Annotated in this window: 17 protein-coding genes; 14 read left to right on the plus strand and 3 right to left on the minus strand. The window is 68.9% G+C overall.

The window, feature by feature from the left end; all coding sequences use genetic code 11:
* Positions 1-111: 111 nt before the first annotated feature.
* Together ACFOWZ_RS33185 and ACFOWZ_RS33190 are read left to right on the plus strand one after the other, a co-directional pair.
* A complete protein-coding gene (locus ACFOWZ_RS33185) occupies positions 112-1,584 on the plus strand; it encodes a CYTH and CHAD domain-containing protein (RefSeq protein WP_382377901.1) in 1,473 nt (490 codons plus the stop codon).
* Positions 1,585-2,028: 444 nt separating this feature from the next.
* On the plus strand, positions 2,029-3,528 hold the full coding sequence (locus tag ACFOWZ_RS33190; RefSeq protein WP_382378080.1) for a beta-N-acetylhexosaminidase: 1,500 nt from the start codon (positions 2,029-2,031) through the stop codon (positions 3,526-3,528).
* Positions 3,529-3,531: 3 nt separating this feature from the next.
* Here ACFOWZ_RS33190 and ACFOWZ_RS33195 read toward each other — a convergent pair whose 3' ends face one another.
* Positions 3,532-4,869 carry an aldehyde dehydrogenase family protein gene (locus tag ACFOWZ_RS33195; protein WP_382377902.1) on the minus strand — a complete coding sequence of 446 codons (1,338 nt, stop codon included), beginning with the start codon at positions 4,867-4,869 and terminating at the stop codon, positions 3,532-3,534.
* A 196-nt stretch (positions 4,870-5,065) separates the two neighbouring features.
* On the opposite strand from ACFOWZ_RS33195, the gene ACFOWZ_RS33200 reads away from it, so the two are divergent.
* From ACFOWZ_RS33200 to ACFOWZ_RS33240, 9 genes are all read left to right on the plus strand, one after another.
* Positions 5,066-6,424 (plus strand): GAF domain-containing protein, encoded by a 1,359-nt coding sequence (locus tag ACFOWZ_RS33200; protein ID WP_382377903.1) that lies wholly within the window; start codon positions 5,066-5,068, stop codon positions 6,422-6,424.
* A gap of 85 nt (positions 6,425-6,509) precedes the next feature.
* A complete protein-coding gene (locus ACFOWZ_RS33205) occupies positions 6,510-7,166 on the plus strand; it encodes a hypothetical protein (protein WP_382377904.1) in 657 nt (218 codons plus the stop codon).
* A 68-nt stretch (positions 7,167-7,234) separates the two neighbouring features.
* Entirely contained in the window at positions 7,235-8,509 is a 1,275-nt protein-coding gene (locus ACFOWZ_RS33210) for an FAD-dependent oxidoreductase (protein WP_382377905.1), read from the plus strand.
* Complete coding sequence (locus ACFOWZ_RS33215; RefSeq protein WP_382377906.1) at positions 8,487-9,029, plus strand: DUF402 domain-containing protein; 543 nt, start codon at positions 8,487-8,489, stop codon at positions 9,027-9,029. The genes ACFOWZ_RS33210 and ACFOWZ_RS33215 overlap by 23 nt, the downstream gene beginning before the upstream one ends.
* Positions 9,026-9,613 (plus strand): uridine kinase, encoded by a 588-nt coding sequence (locus tag ACFOWZ_RS33220; protein ID WP_382377907.1) that lies wholly within the window; start codon positions 9,026-9,028, stop codon positions 9,611-9,613. Before ACFOWZ_RS33215 ends, ACFOWZ_RS33220 begins: the two co-directional genes overlap by 4 nt.
* A gap of 46 nt (positions 9,614-9,659) precedes the next feature.
* The gene (locus tag ACFOWZ_RS33225) at positions 9,660-10,205 is read left to right on the plus strand and encodes an RNA polymerase sigma factor (RefSeq protein ID WP_382377908.1); all 546 of its coding nucleotides are present in this window, start codon (positions 9,660-9,662) and stop codon (positions 10,203-10,205) included.
* Positions 10,202-10,915 carry a hypothetical protein gene (locus ACFOWZ_RS33230; protein WP_382377909.1) on the plus strand — a complete coding sequence of 238 codons (714 nt, stop codon included), beginning with the start codon at positions 10,202-10,204 and terminating at the stop codon, positions 10,913-10,915. The genes ACFOWZ_RS33225 and ACFOWZ_RS33230 overlap by 4 nt, the downstream gene beginning before the upstream one ends.
* 10 nt (positions 10,916-10,925) lie before the next feature.
* Positions 10,926-11,222 (plus strand): DUF6412 domain-containing protein, encoded by a 297-nt coding sequence (locus tag ACFOWZ_RS33235; protein ID WP_382377910.1) that lies wholly within the window; start codon positions 10,926-10,928, stop codon positions 11,220-11,222.
* A gap of 39 nt (positions 11,223-11,261) precedes the next feature.
* Positions 11,262-11,879, plus strand: coding sequence for a YidC/Oxa1 family membrane protein insertase (locus ACFOWZ_RS33240; RefSeq protein ID WP_382377911.1), 618 nt, complete (start codon positions 11,262-11,264; stop codon positions 11,877-11,879).
* Here ACFOWZ_RS33240 and ACFOWZ_RS33245 read toward each other — a convergent pair.
* A complete protein-coding gene (locus ACFOWZ_RS33245; protein ID WP_382377912.1) occupies positions 11,861-13,369 on the minus strand; it encodes a PucR family transcriptional regulator in 1,509 nt (502 codons plus the stop codon). The genes ACFOWZ_RS33240 and ACFOWZ_RS33245 overlap by 19 nt on opposite strands.
* A gap of 186 nt (positions 13,370-13,555) precedes the next feature.
* Here ACFOWZ_RS33245 and pruA point away from each other — a divergent pair, with 186 nt between their 5' ends.
* Positions 13,556-15,184 carry an L-glutamate gamma-semialdehyde dehydrogenase gene (pruA, locus tag ACFOWZ_RS33250; RefSeq protein ID WP_382377913.1) on the plus strand — a complete coding sequence of 543 codons (1,629 nt, stop codon included), beginning with the start codon at positions 13,556-13,558 and terminating at the stop codon, positions 15,182-15,184.
* Positions 15,184-16,107, plus strand: a complete 924-nt coding sequence (locus tag ACFOWZ_RS33255) for a proline dehydrogenase family protein (protein WP_382377914.1) — start codon at positions 15,184-15,186, stop codon at positions 16,105-16,107. Before pruA ends, ACFOWZ_RS33255 begins: the two co-directional genes overlap by 1 nt.
* Here the strand turns inward: ACFOWZ_RS33255 and ACFOWZ_RS33260 are convergent.
* A complete protein-coding gene (locus ACFOWZ_RS33260) occupies positions 16,094-18,493 on the minus strand; it encodes a hypothetical protein (protein ID WP_382377915.1) in 2,400 nt (799 codons plus the stop codon). The two genes, ACFOWZ_RS33255 and ACFOWZ_RS33260, sit on opposite strands and share 14 nt — an antisense overlap.
* Before the next feature lie 176 nt (positions 18,494-18,669).
* Between ACFOWZ_RS33260 and ACFOWZ_RS33265 the strand changes: the two genes are divergently transcribed.
* On the plus strand, positions 18,670-20,310 hold the full coding sequence (locus tag ACFOWZ_RS33265) for a bifunctional 3'-5' exonuclease/DNA polymerase (protein ID WP_382378081.1): 1,641 nt from the start codon (positions 18,670-18,672) through the stop codon (positions 20,308-20,310).
* Positions 20,311-20,341 lie beyond the last annotated feature (31 nt).

Below are 20,341 nucleotides of genomic sequence, written 5' to 3' on the forward strand. Positions count from 1 at the left end.
ACCACCGAATACACGCATTCGAGTTCACGTTTCCGCCCAGCCGTGGCAACCACCCCTCACGCACGGTCACCACAGTGGGTGAACTGCGACAAAACGAGGTATTACTAGTAAATGGCGACCTCTGTTACTGAGACCGAACGCAAGTACGAGGCACCATCGGACGCGAGCCTGCCAGACCTCACAGAGATCACCGGCGTGGCAACGGGCCCGGAGGAGTTCGACCTGGAAGCCACGTACTTCGACACCACGGACTACCGCCTGGCCCGAGCAGGCGTGACGCTGCGCCGCCGAGTGGGCGGCGACGACGAAGGCTGGCACCTCAAACTCCCCGCAGGCGAAGACTCCCGCCAGGAAGTCCGAGTCCCCTTGGGCCGAGGCACCAAGAACCCCCCGAAGGACCTCTCCTCCCTGGTCCGAGCCCACACCCGCGGCCAAGGCCTGGCCCCCATCGCCGAAATCCACACCAACCGCCGCCGCTGGCAACTCACCAACGGCAACGGCGAACTGCTGGCCGAGGTCGTCGACGACGTCGTCACCGCCCAAACCATGGGCTCCTCAACCACCACGACGTCCTGGCGCGAGATCGAGGTGGAACTGGGCGAAAGCGGCGACCGCGCCCTCCTGGACACCGTCGAACGCCACCTGGGCGACGCAGGCATCCACCCCTCGCCCTCGAAGTCCAAGCTCTCCCAGGTGATCGGCGTGAAACGAGACGCCATCCCCACCCTCACCAAGAAGTCCACAGCGGGCGACGTCGTCCTCGCCTACCTCCACGAACAACGCGCCGCCCTCCAGAACCAGGACCCCCGAGTCCGCCGCAACGAGCCAGACGCCATCCACCAGATGCGAGTGGCCACTCGCCGAATGCGCTCGGCCCTACAAGCCTTCAGCAAGGTCATCCCCCGCGACGCCACCCGAGAGCTGACCGACGAACTCAAGTGGCTGGCAGGCGTCCTGGGCGCCTCCCGAGACCTGGAAGTACTCCGCGCCCGCTTCGAAGACGGCCTCCACGCCCTCCCCCCAGAGGTGGTCCTGGGCGACGTGGCAGCCCGCCTCACCCGACACTTCGCCCCACTGGAAGCCAAGGCGCACAAGGACTCCATCGCAGCCCTGGACAGCAAGCGTTACTTCACCCTCCTGAACGCCATCGACACGCTCCTCTCCGCCCCACCTTTGACCAAGCAAGCCTCAGGCAAGGCAAAAGACGTCCTCCCCGCCCTGGTGGAAAAGGCCCGCCACCGCCTGGACGAGCGCGTACGAGCAGCCCTCTCCACCCAAGACAGCGACGAGCCCCTCCACGAGGCCCGCAAGGCAGCCAAACGCCTGCGCTACAGCGCAGAAGTAGCCGAGCCCGCCCTGGGCAAGCACGCGAAGGCCCTGCGCAAACGCGCAAAGGACGTCCAAACCCTCCTGGGCGAGCACCAGGACTCGGTCGTAGCCCGCCCCGTCCTGCTAGAACTGGGCAGGGGCGACGAGAACGGCTTCACCTTCGGCCTGCTGTACGGCAAGGAAGTGGAGCTGGCCCACCGGACAGAGGCAGACCTGCCGACCCTGTGGCGAAAGCTGAGCAAGGAACACCTCTAGCACGCGACGCCCAGGCGAGCCCAAGCCGATGCCGCAGGCGAGGCACGCGATGGCGAAGCCGAGCAGTCCTGGCTTGAAACCGCAAGGTTCCGGCGGTGTGGTCCCGCCGCCCGAACCGCACCACCCGCGGCGCTGGACTGGTCTTTGATCAGATTGGCGGGGTCTGGGGCCGGAGTTCCCAGAAATCTTGAAACAGGCACAGAACCCGCCCAACCCCAACCACCCATCGGACACGAAACCGGCAGCCGCCCACGCACCAGGGAGACGACCAACAAAACCAGCGCGCACCCCAATTGGTCTAAACCTTGACACCCCCACCACCACCTGAAACCGTGACCCTGACGCCGCCACCCCAGGTCCCCCCGTGCCCGGAGGATTGGCGTGACAAGAAGACAACTGCAGGCCGCCCTGGCAGCCCTGGCGATCACCGCATCAGGAGCCCTGATGACCGGAACAGCAGAGGCAGCGACCCCGCTCCAGGAACTGGTCCCTCAGCCCGTACAGGTCCAGCCCCGCACGGACATCACCTTCACCCTGACAGCATCCGCCAAAATCCAGCTGACCACCCCAGAAGCCCGCAAACCAGCAGAACGCCTGGCAGAAATCCTCCGCCCCTCAACAGGCTTCCAACTCCCGATCACCGACGGCACAACCGGCGAAGGAATCGTCCTGACATCAGGCGCAGACCCGAAAACCGGCCAAGAGGGTTACCAACTGGACGTAACCCCGAACCAGGTGATCATCCGAGCCAACACCACAGCCGGCCACTTCAACGGCACAGCAACGCTGCGCCAACTCCTACCTCCCAAAGCGGAGGCCAAGACCAAGCAGCCAGGCCCGTGGCCGGTCCCAGGCGCCAGCATCCTCGACCACCCGAGGTACCACCACCGAGGCGCCATGCTCGACGTGAGCAGGCACTTCTTCACAACAGACCAGGTAAAGCGCTACATAGACCAAATCGCGGCGTTCAAAATCAACTACTTCCACCTCCACCTCAGCGACGACCAGGGCTGGCGACTGGAGATCAAGGCCTGGCCAGACCTGACCAAGATCGGTGGCAGCACCGAGGTGGGCGGCAGAACGGGCAAGCTCTACTACACCCAGGACCAGTACAGGGACCTCGTCACCTACGCCCAGAACCGCGGCATCACGGTGATCCCCGAGTTCGACATGCCCGGCCACACGAACGCCGCCCAGGCGAGCTACGCCGAACTGAACTGCGACGGCAAGAAGCGCCCGCTCTACACCGGCACGGACGTCGGATTCTCCAGCCTGTGCATCAGCAAGGAGATCACCTACAAGTTCATCGAGGACGTCGTCAGGGAGGTCTCCGCGATCACGCCCGGCCCGTACTTCCACATCGGCGGCGACGAGGCGCTGAGCACGCCCGACGCGGACTACGTGACGTTCATGAACCGGGTCCTGCCGATCGTGAAGAAGTACGGCAAGACCACGACGGGCTGGCACGAGTTCATCAAGACCACCACGGACACCGCGCTCGTCCCGCAGTTCTGGGGCACGACGAGGTCCGACGCGAACGTCGCCGCGGCGGCCCAGCGCGGCAACAAGGTCCTGATGTCGCCGGCGAACCGCATCTACCTCGACATGAAGTACAACAAGAACACCAAGCTCGGCCTGGACTGGGCCGGACTGGTCGAGGTCAGGGACGCCTACAGCTGGAACCCCGGCGCGTACCTCAACGGTGTCACCGAAACCAGCGTCCGCGGCGTTGAGGCTCCACTGTGGACGGAGACCATCAGGACCTCCGCCGACATCGAGTACATGGCGTTCCCGCGCCTGCCGGTGGCCGCCGAGCTCGGCTGGTCGAGCGCCGCCACCCACAACTGGGACCGCTTCGCGCCACGGCTGGGCGCGCAGGGACCGCGCTGGAAGGTCCAGGGCATCAACTACTACGCGTCCACGCAGGTGCCGTGGAAGAAGTAGACCTCAGAAGTAGCCCTGCGCGCGGTCGGAGTAGCTGACCAGCAGGTGCTTCGGACGGCGGTACTCGGCGAGCGCGGCGGTGTTCGCCGGGTACGCGTGGTAGTTGTTGACCCACACCCGCTCGGCGCGCAGTTCCTGGCCGACGTTGTGCGCCAGCGTCACGTCGCGGCACCAGACGCCGGCGCCGAGCTGGGCAGTGGACTCGTTGGCGATCTTCAGCGCGTCGTCGCGGTCGTCGAACCTCGTCACCGACACGACCGGGCCGAGCACGTCGTCGGAGAACACCGCGGAACGGTGGTCGCCCTCGAAGATCGTGGGCTGGACGTAGTGGCCGTCCGCCTCGCCACCGGTCACCAGGCGCGCGCCCTCGGACTTGCCGCGCTCGACGTAGGCCATGACCCGGTCGCGCTGGGCAAGACTGACGACAGCGCCGACCATCGTGTCGGTGTCGAGCGGGTCGCCCAGCCGGAGCTGCCGCGTGCGCTCGGTCGCGAGGGTGAGCAGTTCCTCGTAGATCGAGGTCTGGATGAGCGCGCGCGACGGGGCGGTGGAGATCTCGCCCTGGTTGGCGGCGAACATCGCGAAGCCTTCCAGCGCCTTGTCCAGGAAGTTGTCGCGGTGCGCGGGCACGTCCGCGAAGAAGATGTTCGGGCACCGAGCGGACACGACCGGGTGGTCATCCGATCCAGTGACAACGTTCACCACACCGGGCGGCAGCAGGTCCGCGATCACGCCGAGCAACACGTGGATCGACGCCGGCGTCTGCAGCGCGGGCTCCAGCACCACGGCGTTGCCCGCGGCCAGCGCCGGGGCGAGGACGCGGCCCGCGTTCATCAGCGGGAACGTCCAGGACAGCCGTTCGTGCACGACGCCGAGCGGCTGGTACGAGCGGTAGTCGCAGGTGTCGCGGCCGACCTGCTCGACCTGACCCACCTCGGTGCGGATGGCCGCGGCGAACTGGCGGAACTGCTCGATCAGCAACGGCACGTCGGCGACCAGGGCCTCGCGCACCGGCTTGCCGTTGTCCCACGTCTCGGCGACGGCGAGCTCGGTCGCGTGTTCCTCCACCCGGTCCGCGATCTCGCACAGGACCGTGGCGCGCTCTCGTGCCGTGGTGCTCCCCCACGCCCGTGCGGCGCCACTGGCCGCGTGCAGGGCACGTGCGCGGTCGGCGTCGGTGCCGCGTGCGACCTCCGTGAACACCTCGCCGGTCACCGGCGTGACGTTCCCGACGTACTCACCGGACACGGGGGCCACGTAGTCGCCGCCGATGAAGTGGTCGTACCTCTGCCGGTACGCGACCACGCTGCCGGGCCGACCCGGTGCCGCGTAGTGCGTCATTCTCGCTCCTGCTGAACAAAGGCCCGCTGAAGGACATCGCTGGGGGAAGTGAGAAAGTAAGCAGCAGAACGTTGCATGCTCGTTGCAAGCCGTGGATGGATCAGTGACCCACGACCCCGGGCAACACGCGCTGTTGCTGAGTCGCGTCAGAGAAGCCGTGTTGAGTGGCACTCGCACGGCTGATTCGCCACGCTCGGTGATTTCCGCGTCGTGGCAACGGTCACTCGCCGCCAACGTCGATCCCGACCTGCACACCGCGCCGACCGTGTTCGCCGCCGACGAGCTCCCCGACCTGCGCGAACGGCACCCGCTGCACTCGAGCCTGCCGGTGCTGCGCGAGACCCTGCTGGGCTTCGCGGAAGAGGCCCGGCACATCATGATCGTCGCCGACGCGCAGGGCCACATCCTGTGGTGCGAGGGCGCCAAGGACACCCGCGGCAGTGCGGAGGACGTCGGCCTGGCCGAGGGAACGTGCTGGTCGGAGGACGCCGCGGGCACGAACGGCATGGGCACCGCGCTCGCGACGAACTCGCCGGTGACGGTCCACTCCGCCGAGCACCTCGTGCGGACCTACCACCGCTGGACGTGCGCGGCGAGCCCGATCCGCGATCCCGACACCGGCACGACGATCGGCGTCGTCGACCTCAGCGGCCCGATCGAGACGGTCCACCCGTCGATGGTGGCGCTGGTGTCCGCCTCGGCCCGCCTCGCCGAGTCCGCGATGCTCGCCAGGATGCACGCGCAGGACGAAGAGCTGCGGGCGCGCAACATGCGGCACCTCATCGCGTTGCGCGGCGAACCCGGCGCGCTGCTCAGCCAGACCGGCCGCGTCGTCGCGGTCGAGCCGTACGGGCTGCTGCCGTCACGCATCGACGTCTCCACCGACCGGGTGCGCCTGCCCGACGGCCGTGAGGCGGTGCTGGAGCCGCTCGCCCAGGGCTACCTGCTGCGCGTGCCCAGGCAACGCCACGTGCGGCGCAGCGTGCTGTCGCTGTCGTTCCTGCTGCCCGAGCCCAAGGTCGTGCTGGACGGGCGTGAAGTGCCGATCTCCTCACGGCACGCCGAGATCCTGTGCGCGCTGACGTTGCACGGCAGGCTGTCGGCAGACCAGCTCGCACTGCGGCTCTACGGCGAACGCGGCAACCCCACGACCGTGCGCGCCGAGCTGCACCGCCTGCGCGCCCAGCTCGGCGCCGACGTGCTCGCGACCAGGCCCTACCGGCTCACCGCGGACGTCGAGGCGGACTTCCTCGCCGTCCGTGCCGCGCTCAAGGACGGCGACGTCCCGCTGGCCGCCTCCCGCTACCGCGGCTCCCTGCTGCGCCGCTCCGAGGCACCGTTCGTGCTGGCCGAACGGGACGACCTCGCGACCGGCGTGCGCAAGGCCGTGCTCTCGCGCGGGGACGCGAACGCGCTGTGGACGTTCACGCAGACCGACTCGGGCGAGCACGACGTCGAGGCGCTGGAACAGCTGGTCAGGCTGCTGCCGGCGGACGACGTGCGGCGTTCGATCGGGTCGGCGCGGCTGAAGCGGCTCGGCAGCGACGACTTCTGAAGGCCGGACAATCGGGTGATTTGAGTCCATTCAACCCCGTCTGCCGCATCGCGTGCGGTCTCCTCGTCGCTCGAGGAGGCGACTGATGGCACGACGAATCGGCGGCGCGGGAGGCGGATCGGATCCCGGCGCGGGCAAGGCGGGCGCAGTGGTGGCGGCAGGTGTGCTGGCGCTGTCGGTCGCCGCGGGCAGCGGAGGGCTGTCCCTCGGCGGCGCGGGCTCGACCACCGCCGTCGACGCCCCGAGCGTCAACCTCACCAAAGCGAGGTCGGAGGGCAGGAAGTCCGCCCGCAGAGGTGATGCGGACGGTGCCTGGCGTCAGCTGAACATGCGCACGCTCAAGCGCACGGCCAAGCCCGCACTGGAGTGCGTTTCGCACTCCTTCGGCCAGGTGCGGGACCACTTCGTGCGCCACCCGTGCAGGTCGCTCGACCGGATCCTGTTCGCCGTGGGCGACGACCGCGGCAACGTCGCGGTCGTGTCCGTGGCGCGGGTCGGCTTCCGGAACCGGCGCGACGCGGGCGAGTTCAAGAAGTTGATCGACGTGCACGGCACCGGTGACATCACCCCGCTCGCCACCCCTCTGCTCGACCTGGCGGACATCCGCTTCACCGGCCTGCACTACCAGTCGCGGCCGGACGGCAACGCGATCGTCATCGCCGAGACCGAACCCGCGTCCGGCCAGGTGAGCAGCGAAGTGCTGGACGCACTGGCCGACGTGGCGAGCTGGCTGCCGCACTAGAAGCGTTTGACAAGAGTCTCACCAACTGAATATCTTCCTTGCTAAGAGACTTAGCAGGGGAGGCTGTCATGCGGGTGCTCATCATCGGAGCGGGGACCGGTGGCCTGTGCCTGGCGCACGGGCTGAAGAAGGCCGGCGTGGAGGTGGCGCTGTTCGAACGCGACCGCACGCCGCGCAGCATGTTGATCGGGTTCCGGGTAGGGATCAGCCCGGACGGCAGCAAGGCGTTGCAGAGCTGCTTGCCGCCGGACGTGTTCGCCGAGTTCGTCCGCACCACCGCGCGACCGGCCGTGCGGATCAACATGCGGACCGAGAAGTACGGGGAGCTGCTGGTCGGCGAGATCCCTCAGGCCAAGGACCCCGCTCACCGGGAGAACTCGGTCAGCCGGATCGCGATGCGGACGGCGTTGCTGAACGGCCTGGACGACGTCGTCCGGTTCGACAAGACGTTCACGCACTTCAGCCGCAACGACGACGGCTCGGTCACGGCGTTCTTCGACGACGGCACGTCCGAGACCGGCGACGTGCTGGTCGGCGCGGACGGGGCGCAGTCCAAGGTACGCAGGCAGTACCTGCCGCACGCGAAGATCGTGGACACCGGCATCACGTCGATCGCGGCCAAGCTGCCGCTCACGCCGGAGAACGCGAAGCTGCTGCCGCCGCAGGCCGACGGTGGCGTGACGCTCCTCTACGGCCCCAAGGGCGCGTTCGTGATCATCCACGTCATGCGGTTCGATGGAAAGGGAGTCGAGGACGACTACATCATGTGGGGCTACGCGGCCTCGCACGACAAGTTCCCCGACCTCAAGGGCCTGAGCCAGGAGCAGCTCCGGCAGGTCGTGCTGGACATGACGCCGAAGTTCCACCCGAACCTGCGCAAGCTCTTCGCGCTGGCCGACCCGAAGACGCTGTTCCCGATCAAGGTCCGCACGTCCGAACCGCTGGAACCGTGGGAGCCGAGCAACGTCACGATGATCGGCGACTCGATCCACCTCATGACGCCCGGCCGCGGCATCGGCGCGAACACGGCGTTGCGGGACGCGGAACTGCTCTGCCGCAAGCTCACGGAGGCCCACCACGGCAAGGACGTCGTCCAGGCGATCTCCGAGTACGAGCGGGAGATGATCGAGTACGGGTTCGAGGCGGTGCTGGCCTCGCGCGAGCAGATGGACGGCAACGGCGCGATCCACAAGCCCGTCATCGGACGGATCGTGCTCGCGTTCATGCGGACGTTCCTGCGCGTGACCAACGCCGTTCCCGCGCTGAAGCGGAAGATGATGGCCCAGGACGCGGCGCGGCGTGATCACGTAAGTTCAGCCCATGAGGTGGTTCACACCGGGTGAGGTCGTGGTGCGGCGTGAGGTGCTGCACGGCAAGGTCTGGTCGGAGATGCCGACGAGGGTGATCGTCGACGAGCCGGGACTGCTCGCGGTGTTCGTGGAGCCGGGCACCCGGCTCACCTACCCCGACCACCACCACCCGCACCCGTGGGACAAGCCCGACCGCGGCTTCTGGCGCGGCCACGGCAAACTCATGCTGCACCGGCCGGGCGACGCCTACTCCGTCGACCTGTTCTGGAAGGGCGACGACCGGGTCTTCGGCAACTACTACCTGAACCTCCAGGCGCCCTACCGGCGCGTCGAGGACGGGTTCGAGACGCTCGACCACGCGCTGGACTACACCCTCGCCCCCGACGGCACGTGGCAGCAGCGCGACCTCGACGAGTTCGAGGAGCAGGTCGCCTCCGGCAAGTACTCCGCCGAGGAGGCCGAGTCGATCCGGGCGGAGGGCATCAAGATCGAGAAGATGCTGGCGTCCGGTGACATCTGGTGGGACACGGCCTGGGCGGACTGGCAGCCGTGAAGGTTCGCCCTCTCACGTTCGACACGCTCGTGAAGGAGATCGCCGACCGCATCAGCGAGATGAACGGCCGGGTGCGGGTGCTGATCGACGCAGCACCCGCCGCCGAGCCGGGGAGGCTCGCGGACGCCGTCGTGGAACCGTTGCGCTCCTTGGGCCGCACGGTTCAACGAGTGTCCATTCAGGACTTCCTGCGCCCGGCGTCGGTGCGGCTGGAACACGGCCGCACCGACCCGTACTCCTACCGGCACGACTGGTTCGACTACAAGGGCCTCCAGCGCGAGGTGCTCGACCCCGCGCCGGCCGGCAAGGTGCTGCCGTCGCTGTGGAACGCGGCCACCGACCGGGCGAGCCGCGCCGAGTACGTCGACCTGCCGGAGAACGGTGTCGTGCTCGTCGACGGCACCCTGATGCTCGACCGCCGGCTGCCCGCCGAGCTCACCGTCCACCTGTGGCTCTCCCCCGGCGCGCTCAGGCGCAAGACCACCGAGGAGTGGACGCTGCCCGCGTTCGACGACTACGACCCGGTGGCCGACCTCTTCGTGCGCTACGACCACCCGGAACGGCCGGGCCTCGTCGAGTCGTGAACCGGCCCTCCCCCTGCGGACATGAACGGAGCAGAGAGGAGGGTCCGTGACCGACGAAGAACTCTGGGGGCAGGTCCGGGCCGGCGGGAGCGAGGCGTTCGGGCAGCTGTTCGAACGCCACGCCCAAGCCGTGTTCGCCTACTGCCTGCGCCGCACCGGCACGTGGGCGGTGGCCGAGGACCTGGTGTCCGTGGTGTTCATGGAGACGTGGCGCAAACGCACTTCAGTCGTGGTTGAGGGGTCACTGCTGCCGTGGTTGTACACAGTCGCGCTCGGAGCCACCCGCAACCACCAGCGCTCCCGCACGCGGTACAGGGCAGCGCTTGGCAAGGTTCCGCGGCACGACACCGACGGCGACCACGCCGACGACGTGGCGCGGCGGGTGGACGCGGAGACCAGGACCAGAGCGGTGATCGCCGAGCTGGAGAAGCTGCCCGCCGGGGACCGCGAGGTGCTGGAGATGTCCGCGTGGTCGGACCTGAGCCAGGCGCAGATCGCCCAGGTGCTCGGCATCCCGGTCGGCACGGTGAAGTCCCGACTCTCTCGTGCGCAACGGACGGTCCGCGGCGCATTCGTGGAGGAGGCACTGTGATCACCCCTGACATCCCGCAGCTCGACCCGTTGCGCGTGCAGGTCCGCAAACACGCGCTGCTCAACGAGATCAGCGCGAAACCGTCCCGTCGCTGGTGGCGCTTCGCCGTGCCCGCGACCGCACTCGTGGCCGCCGTCGCCGTGACGCTGCTGCTCTGGACGCCGACGAACCCGAACGCCTCGGCGTCGTGGACGGCAGAGCCCAGGGCGCCCGGCGCGGACACCGAGGCCGCGCTCGCGGAGTGCCGGGAGATGATCGAGGCGAGCGACCGGCGCGAGAAGCCGCCGAACTTCCCCGAAGCTCCCACCGAGGTGTCGGTCGTGGACCAGCGCGGGATCATGACGCTGGCGCTGTTCACCGGCCCGCAGAGCGAGTTGCTGTGCCGGCACGTCCAGGGCGGCCACGCCAGCCTCACCGGCAGCGGACGAGCCGAAGGTCTCGAAGAACTCGGGTCGAGGCTGTTCCTCTCGTACGGAGCCAGCCTTCATTCGGAGCGTGACGGCCGCAACCCCATGCGCTTCTTCAGCGGCAGGGTGAGCCCGAAGGTCGGCAAGGCCCTCATCCAGACCAAGGACGGGCTGAAGGTGACGGCGACCATCGGCAAGGACTGGCTGCTCGCGTGGTGGCCCAGCAAGGAGGACGCGACGCTCATCACGTTGTACGACCACGAGGGCAAGGAACTCGGCACCCAACCGGCCATGATTCGGTAGTCTGCAAGGCATGTGGCGGCCGGAGACCAGGAATCGAGCCCTCTTGATGCTCGCGGTCTTCCTGCCTGCCCTCTACGCCTTCACGTTGTTCTCCTCGCCGACCGAGGTCGCTGCAGCCGTGACGGCGCTCGCCCTCGCGTTGATCGTGGTCGTCTCGCTGGTGCCCCAGCTGATTTCACAGGCGGTGGCACCAGCGAGGTCGCTCTCGATCCGGGAACGAGCACAACGCACAGCACAACTGCGGCTGCGCAATCCTGACGCCGCAGGCAGGGCCCGTCCTCGAGCACCGGGATGCGGGACGTTCTGACGTCCCCCGAAATCCCAACTCGATACGGAGAACCAACCCTTGTTCGCTGACCTGGGCGCTGCCCTGGCGAGCTTCGGCATGCCCGCGCTCGCCATCATCCTGTTCACCGTGGCCGTGCGGCTGATGCTGCACCCGCTGTACCGCGCCGCCGTGCGCGGCGAGAAGGCCAAGGCCAAGCTCGCCCCCGAGATCCAGAAGCTGCAGAAGAAGTACGGCAAGGATCTCGTGCGGCTCTCCGAGGAGTCGCAGAAGATCTACAAGAAGAACGGCGTCTCGATGTTCGCCGGCTTGCTGCCGATGCTCGCCACGTTGCCGTTCTTCATGGTCATGTACCAGGTCGTCACGACCCCCAACCCCCTCCTGGACGGGACTGTTTTCGGGGTTTCGCTAAGTGCTCATTTCATGAGCAGTTTCGCGTGGGTCTTCTTCGTGCTGTTCGGCCTGCTCGCCGTGGTCGCCTATGTGACCGTGCGCTGGCAACAGTCACGGATGACGACGACTCCCACTCCGGGGTTCATGACCGGGCTGATCAAGGTGCTGCCGTACGGCACGATCCTGGTGGCGGCCTACCTGCCACTCGCGGCCGGGCTGTACCTGCTCACCACGACGACGTGGACGATCGCGGAACGGGCGCTGCTCTACCGCATCCTGAGCTGAAGCTGGGCGACGAGCCGGACGAGCGGGTCGTCCAGGTCCAGGTCGATCCGCTTCAACCGGTATCGCAACGTGTTCGGGTGGACGTGCAGACGGTCTGCCGCCGCGCGCACGTCACCCAACGCGTCGAGGTACGCCAGCAGTGACTTCGCGAGCTCGGGGTCGAGCGCGTCGATCCGGGGATCACGGATCCGCGGGTTGTCCTGGAGCAGCGCCAGGATCTCGCTGACGAGGACCTGCGACCGGACGTCGGCCAGTGTCGCCACCTCGTCGTCGAGGTCGCGGGCCATCGCGTCGAGCACGCGTTCGGCCTCCTGCCGGGAGATCTGCGCCTCGTCCAAAGTGGACACCGTCGAGCCGACGGCCGCCTGCACGGCCGTGTGCAGGTGCCGTCGTGCGGTGGTGACGATCTCCTTGGTCAGGTTGAGGAGCTGAGCGTTCGGGGCGAGGTCCGGGAGCAGCACGTAGGTGCGGCCGCCGGACTCGCTCACCAACGCGCTGCGCCGGTACGCCGCCGCGTGCACGGAGATCAGGCCGGTCATCTCGGCACGCCGGAGCTCGTGCTCGCTGCGGTCGCCTTCGCCACCTCGCAGCGCGAAGACCACCACGGCGGCGGGCTTGCGCGGGTCGGCGCCGATCTGGCCGGCGACCGTGGCGGCGTCCATCCGGCCGGTCAGCAGCGCGGCGAGGAGGTTCTCGCGGAACCTCGACGCGGGCTGGTTGCGCTGGTGGATCAGGTGCGGGGCGGTGACGCGGGCGGCGCCGAGCAACGCCCGTTCCGCCTGCTGGGTCAACGGCTGGTCCCCCTCCTGCACCCAGATCGCGCCGAGGGGCTGCCGTCCCGCGTGGATGCCGACGGCGATGCGGCGCCGGATGCCGAGCTCGGGACGTTCGTCGATCCGCACGACCTCTTCCGACGACCGCAGCAGGTTGTAGACACCCCACTCGCGCAGCATCTTCAAGTACGGCTCGGGGCCTTGGCGGCCGAGGATGGACAGCCGCCGCAGTTCGTCGACCTCGTCGGACGACCGGGAGTAGGCCAGCACGCGGCTCGCGGTGTCCTCGATGCTGACGATGCCGCCGGTCAGGGTCGCAATCGTTTGCGCCAACGCGAACAGGTCGCCGAGGACCTCGCCGTCGTCAGTGGTGGTCGTGAGCACGCCCTTGGCCAACGACTCCAGGTGTCCCCAGCGCACCTCGGGCCGGACTTCGAGCAACGCCACGCCCGCGTCCGTGGCCGCCTGTTCGAGCGCCGGAGACGACTCCTTGACCGCGACGGCCGCTGCTTTCGCCCGTCCCGCGGCCCTGATCAGCGGCAACGCGGCCCGGCCACGTGCCCCGATGAGCAGCGCGAGGTCTCCGGCAGCCACGTCCGGCGGGTCGTCCGGATCCATGATCACGACGTCGCGCACGTCGACCTCCAGGCCGTTGGGCGCGACCTGCAGTTCGACGAGCGGATCTCCCAGCGCGATCAGGATGTGACGCAGGCTCATCCCCGCCCTGCCCTTCCGGCACGCGGGGGCCCCGCGTTTCCTTTTACGACACGAAAGCTCCCCGCGTGTCCTTCAACGTTGGCCGATTCTACATCTGACCTGGTGAATCTTGGCCGGTTGCACAAAGAGGAGGAGAGGGTGCGGTCTTACGGTTTGGGCACCCACATCTCAAAGAGGAGTTGACGAGTGGACGCTGTCACCCAGGTTCCCGCCCCGGTCAACGAGCCGGTCCTGCAGTACGCCCCCGGCACCCCGGAGCGCGCCGAACTGCAGGCCAAGCTGGCCGAGCTGCAGAAGGAGCCGCTCGAGCTGACGATGACCATCGGTGGCGAGCAGCGCATGGGTGGCGGCGCGCGTTTCGACGTCGTCCAGCCGCACAACCACCGTTCGGTCCTCGGCACGCTGGCCGGCGCGACCCAGCAGGACACCCAGGACGCCCTGCGCGCCGCTCGTGAGGCCGCTCCGGCGTGGCGCGCGATGTCGTTCGACGACCGCGCCGCGATCCTGCTGCGCGCCGCCGACCTGCTCGCCGGCCCGTGGCGGCAGACGCTCAACGCCGCGACGATGCTCGGCCAGTCGAAGACCGCGATCCAGGCCGAGATCGACTCCGCGTGCGAGCTGATCGACTTCTGGCGCTTCAACGTGCAGTTCGCCCGCAACCTGCTGGCCGAGCAGCCGATCTCCTCCCCCGGCGTGTGGAACCGCACGGACCACCGCCCGCTCGAGGGCTTCGTCTACGCGATCACGCCGTTCAACTTCACCGCCATCGCCGGCAACCTGCCGACCGCGCCCGCGCTGATGGGCAACGTGGTGCTGTGGAAGCCGTCGCCGACCCAGTCGTTCGCCGCGCACCTCACCATGCGGCTGCTGGAAGAGGCGGGCATGCCGCCCGGCGTCATCAACCTGCTGCCCGGTGACGGCCTCGCGGTGTCCGAGGTGGCTTTGAGCTCGCCCGACCTCGCTGGCATCCACTTCACCGGCTCCACCGCGACGTTCCAGAAGCTGTGGGCGCAGGTCGGCGCGAACATCGCCAACTACCGCTCCTACCCGCGGATCGTCGGCGAGACCGGCGGCAAGGACTTCATCCTGGCGCACCCGTCGGCCGACCCGGACGTGCTGCGCGTCGCCATGATCCGCGGTGCTTTCGAGTACCAGGGCCAGAAGTGCTCCGCCGCGTCGCGCGCCTACGTGCCGCGGTCGGTGTGGAACAAGATCTCCGACCAGTTCCTGGCCGAGGTCGAGGCGCTGACCTACGGCGACGTCACCGACTTCTCCAACTTCGGTGGCGCGGTGATCGACCGCCGTTCGTTCGACAAGCTGTCGGGCGTGCTGCAGGCCGCTCGCGCCGACTCGTCGCTGGAGATCGCCGCCGGTGGCACCGCGGACGACTCGGACGGCTTCTTCGTCCGCCCGACCGTGCTCGTCGGTTCCGACCCGACGAACTCCGTGTTCACCACCGAGTTCTTCGGCCCGGTGCTCGCGGTCCACGTCTTCGAGGACGCGGACTACCTGAAGGTTTTGCAGCAGATGGAGAGCGCGGCGCCGTACGGGCTGACCGGTTCGATCATCGCTCGTGACCGTTCCGCCGTGGCGCACGCGCAGGAGGAGCTGCGGTTCGCCGCCGGCAACTTCTACGTCAACGACAAGCCGACCGGTGCCGTCGTGGGTCAGCAGCCGTTCGGCGGCGGCCGCGCGTCCGGCACGAACGACAAGGCGGGGTCGGTCCACAACCTGCTCCGCTGGGTCAGCCCGCGTTCCATCAAGGAGACCTTCGCGGCGCCCACCAACCACCTCCACCCGCACCAGGGGCTCTGATGTTGCGCAACAGCCTTCTTCTGGCGTCCCGCAGCGCGGGCACGCGCAAGCTCGTCGAGTCGACGCCGCTGACCCGGCCGGTCGTCGAGCGGTTCGTCGCCGGTGCGGACGTCTTGTCGGCGATCCGCGCGACGGCCGAGGTGCTCGCCGACGGACGGCTGGTCACGCTGGACCACCTCGGTGAGGACACTGTCGAGGAGTCGCAGGCCAACGACACGGTCGAGGCGTACCTGACGCTGCTCGCGCGGTTGGAGGCGCACGGACTCACCGAGGGCGCCGAGGTGTCGGTGAAGCTGTCCGCCGTCGGCCAGTCGCTGCCGGTGGACGGCGAGAAGATCGCGCTGGAGAACGCGCGGCGGATCTGTGCCGCCGCCGCTGTCGTCGGCACGACCGTGACGCTGGACATGGAGGACCACACCACCACGGACTCCACGCTGGGCATCCTGCGTGAGCTCCGGGTGGACTTCCCGTGGGTCGGCGCGGTGCTGCAGGCGTACTTGCGGCGCACCGAGCAGGACTGCCGGGATCTCGCGTACTCCGGTTCGCGCGTGCGCCTGTGCAAGGGTGCGTACCAGGAGCCTGCTTCCGTTGCGTACCAGGACAAGCACGACGTCGACCTGTCGTACGTTCGGTGCCTGAAGGTGCTCATGGAGGGTCAGGGCTACCCGATGGTGGCCTCGCACGACCCGCGTCTGATCGCGATCGCCGCCGACCTGGCCTCGGTGCGGCCGAAGGACTCCTACGAGTTCCAGATGCTGTACGGCATCCGGCCCGAGGAGCAACGCCGCATCGCCGCCGAGGGCAACCGCATGCGCGTGTACGTGCCGTACGGCGACGAGTGGTACGGCTACTTCATGCGTCGTCTGGCGGAGCGTCCGGCCAACGTGGCGTTCTTCGTGCGGTCGTTGCTCACCAAGAGCTGAGCGCCTCGACCGTTTCGAGGGCGAACTCCAGCTTCACCGGCTCACCCGCCTCGCGGAGGATCTCGACCGCGCGGTGGGTGAGCCGGAGTGCTTTGTCCGTCTCGTAGTTCGTCTCCGCGCAGAGCCGTCCGTAGATCGTCAACGCGTCGGCGTAGCCGGGTTGCCGGTCGAGGTCCAGCCCGCTGAGGTGCCACATCACGAGGGCCGTGTGCGCGGTGTTGCGCGCCTCGTCCCTGCGTTCCGCGCCACGGAGCCGGCACGCGTGCTGCTGGACCGCCGCGGGGTAGACGGCGGGTGACGTCTTCGGAATGAGCACACAGCAGACCTCGACCGCGAACTCGGAAGCCTGCAGCGCGCGGACGTGGTGGTCCGAATCGGACAGTGCGCGAGCCGCGGACTGCAGGGCGGGAGCCAGTTTCGCGCCGAAGAAGTCGACGAGCTGCGACGGCAGGCGGTGGCAGATGTCGAGGCACTCGTCGGCGGTGAGCAACGCCTGCTCGTCCCGGTCGTGGTGGAGCTGCTGCTCGACGAGGGCCGCGAGGGCGACCACGAGGTCGACCTGGTTCCAGACGAGGTCTTCGGCCACCAGTTCCCGGTACACCTCAACGGCTTCCACCGCCGCGCCGAGGTCGCGGCCGATCTGGGCGACGTTGAGCAGTGCCGCGCCGAGGCCCTTCCTGTCGCCGGTCTCGCGCCACGCCATCACGGCTTCCCGTGCGGTGAGCTCGGCGTCCAGGCCCTCGCCCAGCGCCTGGCTGTGCCGCACCAGCGCACCGGCGAGCTCGGCGCGGAACGTCTCGGGGTTGACGACGGCGAGCCTGCGGAAGAGGTCGACGGCCTCCTTCACCGCCTCGCGCGCCGCTTCGGCCCTGCTCAGGTCGATGAGCATGGTGGCGGCGACGACGAGGTTGCGGGCGAGTTCCGGTTCGTAGCGCGGGTCCTCCTGGGCGAGCACCCGCCAGTTCGCGATGGAGAGCTGCATCGAGTCGGCCGCGTGCTGCTTCTGACCCTCGACGTGGAAGCGGCGGGCCATGGCGGCCGCGACCCGTGCGAAGTCGGAGCGGAACAGGGCGGGGTGGTTCTTCGCCAGTTCCTGGAAGAGCAGGGTGGCGCGGCTGATGGCGGTCATCGCGGCCTCGTCCTGGCCGAGCGCCTGGTAGCGGTAGCTGATCTGTTCGAGGGCGGAGGCGAGCTGCGGGGTGGTTTCCGGGTCGTCGAGCGCGATCTCGTGCCAGAGCGCGATCGCCTCCTCGGAGACCGCCAGCACCTCGTCGCGCCGCCCGGCGTTGATGAGCCTCAGCCCCAGGTCTCCGAGCGCGTCCGCGAGCAACGGCCGGTTCTCGGGGTCCTGCCGCACGAGCTCGCGGTAGCACTCGACCTCGTTCTGGGAGGCCTCGACGGACTCCTGGCGCAGGCCGCAGAGCATCGTGCGGGCGCTGAGCATCCCGTACATCTCGGCGCGTTCGAGGGTGGAGCTGGCGCGCTCGATCAACCTGCGGGTGAGCAGGGATCCGATGGCGTCGACGGCGAACCGTTCGGAGCGGAAGACCTGGCGGGCGAGGTGGTCGAGCGTGGCCTGGGAGCCGATCTCGGCGGCGGTGCGGAGGCTGTCCGGGGCGAGGACGAGCGCGATCGCCGGGTTCGTGGCGACGACCTCGTCGAGCTTCGGGCGCAGCTGGGGCCAGCGCAGGGCCGCGCGGGCGAGCAGGTCGGGGTCCGGGGTGTCCGGCGTGGCGACCGCGAGGAAGTCCTCGGCCAGGCGGCCGGTGGCCGGGCCGTGGTCGAGGAGCTGACGGACGAGCTGGGTGCGGTTCACGTCGCACGGGTCGCCGTGGACCGCGGTCAGCGCGGCGAGGTGCAGGTCGAGGACCGTTTCGTGGGCGATGTTCGGCGGTGGCTCGTCCGGTGCGGTGACGCTGAGCTGCTTGGCGAAGTGCTGGCAGGCCAGGGTGAACGACTCCGTGCGGTCGTCGAGCGTCGGGGCGAGTTCGAGGTCGGTGACCTCGTGGTCGAAGTCCGCGATGCGCTGGCGGGTGGAGGACCACCACCAGCCCGTGGTCCTCGCCGCCAGCAGCACGCGGGTGCGCGCCGGTCCGTGCCGCAGCGTGTCCTGCAGTTTTCGGAAGACGTCCTGCCACGCCAGGCGGTCGGCGTCGTCGATCAGCAGCAGCCTGCCGTGCTCGTCGTCGTCCCAGTGCTCCTGCTGGAAGTGCTGCAGGAGCCTGGTCTTGCCCGCGCCGGCCGGTGCGTGCAGCAGCAGGGACGCCTGTGACGCGGGGCTGTCGCGCCAGTGCGTGAGGGTCTGCAGCTCGGTTTCTCTGCCGTGAAAGGGGACCACCTGGTGGGTGGGATCCAGCAATGCGGCGACGCTGAGTGCTCGGTCCACGGCTTCATAGTCGGCTGGGGTGTGGGCGAGGGGTAGGAAGACCACACCATCGTGGTCTTTTCCCGTTTTTCCTTCACTCCTTTGCTGACTGGCTTGGAGAAGCTCCAACGACTAGCGGGCCCTGGTTTCAGCCTGAACTGAAATTGTCGGACCCCCGCTGCACAATCTGAGGTGTGCTGGTCGCCCTCGTCCCGGAAGCGGACGGTGCGGGCCGGTGGCAGAAGCTGCACGACGACGGGACGCCCGCCGGTCCCGTGATGACGGCTTCGTCGCTGGCCTCCGCCGTCACGTCGCTGGAGCGCGCCCACAGACCGAGGTGGGTGTGGGCGGACACCGGCGAGATCTACCCGGCGTTGCTGACAGCAGGGGTGCGGGTCGACCGGTGCTGGGACCTCCACCTGACAGAGGCGTTGCTGCTCGGAGCCGAGGGCAGGCACCGCGAACCGCGGGAGCTCCCCGCGGCGCTGGCGCGCGAGCTGGGGCTGCCCGCACCGGCGGATCTGGGGCCGCGCAAGAAGGACGTCGAGCTGACGTTGTTCGAGCCGGAGCCGGTGGTGCTGCCGGGCGGCACGGACGCGGTGGCGGCGTTGTCGCTGGTTTTCCGGGCGCAGCAACGCAATCCGGCGCTGGGGTTGCTCATCGCGGCGGAGTCGGCGTCGGCGCTGGTGGCCGCGGAGATGACGCACCACGGACTGCCGTGGCGGGAGGACGTGCACAACGAGATCCTGGAGGAGATGCTCGGCCCGCGGACCGCGCCGGGCGTGCGGCCGAAGGTGTTGCAGGCGCTCGCGGAGGAGATCCGGGAGGCGTTCGGCGGCAAGGAGGTCAACCCGGACGCGCCCGCGAGCATCGTGCGCGCGTTCGCGCGTGAGGGCATCGACGTGCCGTCCGCGCGGCGGTGGGTGCTGAAGAAGATCGACCATCCCGCCGTGGAACCGTTGCTGGAGTACAAGGAGCGCGCACGGCTGTGGGTGGCGCACGGTTGGACGTGGCTCGACGCGTGGGTGCGAGACGGGCGGTTCCGGCCTGATTACGTTGTGGGAGGAGTGGTTTCCGGCCGGTGGGCGTCGCGGGGCGGTGCGGCGCTGCAGATCCCGCGGCTGATGCGCAAGGCCGTGATCGCGGACGAGGGCTGGTGCCTGGTGGCGGCGGACGCGTCACAGCTCGAACCGCGCATTCTCGCCGCGCTGTCGGGAGACGAGCGGTTGATCGAGGTGTGCGGGGACGACGACCTGTACTCCGCGCTGGCCGCCGACTCGTTCAAGGGCGAGAGACCGCGCGCGAAGATCGCGATGCTGTCGGCGATGTACGGCGGCACGTCCGGTGAGGCCGGACCGCTGCTCGCCGTGCTGCGCAAGAGGTTTCCCGTAGCGGTCGGCTACGTGGAAGCGGCGGCGCAGGCCGGTGAACAGGGCCGGATGGTGCGCACGCGGCTCGGCCGGACCTCCCCCGCCCCCTCGGAGGCGTGGCGCGAGCTGACCGGCGGCGCCGACGACGCGGGCGAGGTGTCGAGCTCGTCGCGGCAGGCGGCCCGGAACTGGGGCAGGTTCACCCGCAACTTCGTCGTGCAGGGCAGTGCGGCGGACTGGACGGCGGCGTTGCTCGGCGTGCTGCGCAACCGGTTGCCCGCTGATGCGCATCTCGTGTTCTTCCAGCACGACGAGGTGCTCGTGCACTGCCCGCGTGAGGACGCGGACGCGGTGATCGAGGCGATCGCGGACGCCGGGCGGGAGGCGACGCGGTTGCTGTTCGGCGAGACGGCGGTGCGGTTCCCGATGAACGCGGTGCCGGTGACGTGCTACGCCGACGCCAAGTGATCGTTTCACGATGAAGTTCGGCTTTGCTTGT

Origin of the sequence: Lentzea rhizosphaerae, assembly GCF_042649515.1 — a bacterium.
Lineage (GTDB): Bacteria > Actinomycetota > Actinomycetes > Mycobacteriales > Pseudonocardiaceae > Lentzea > Lentzea aerocolonigenes.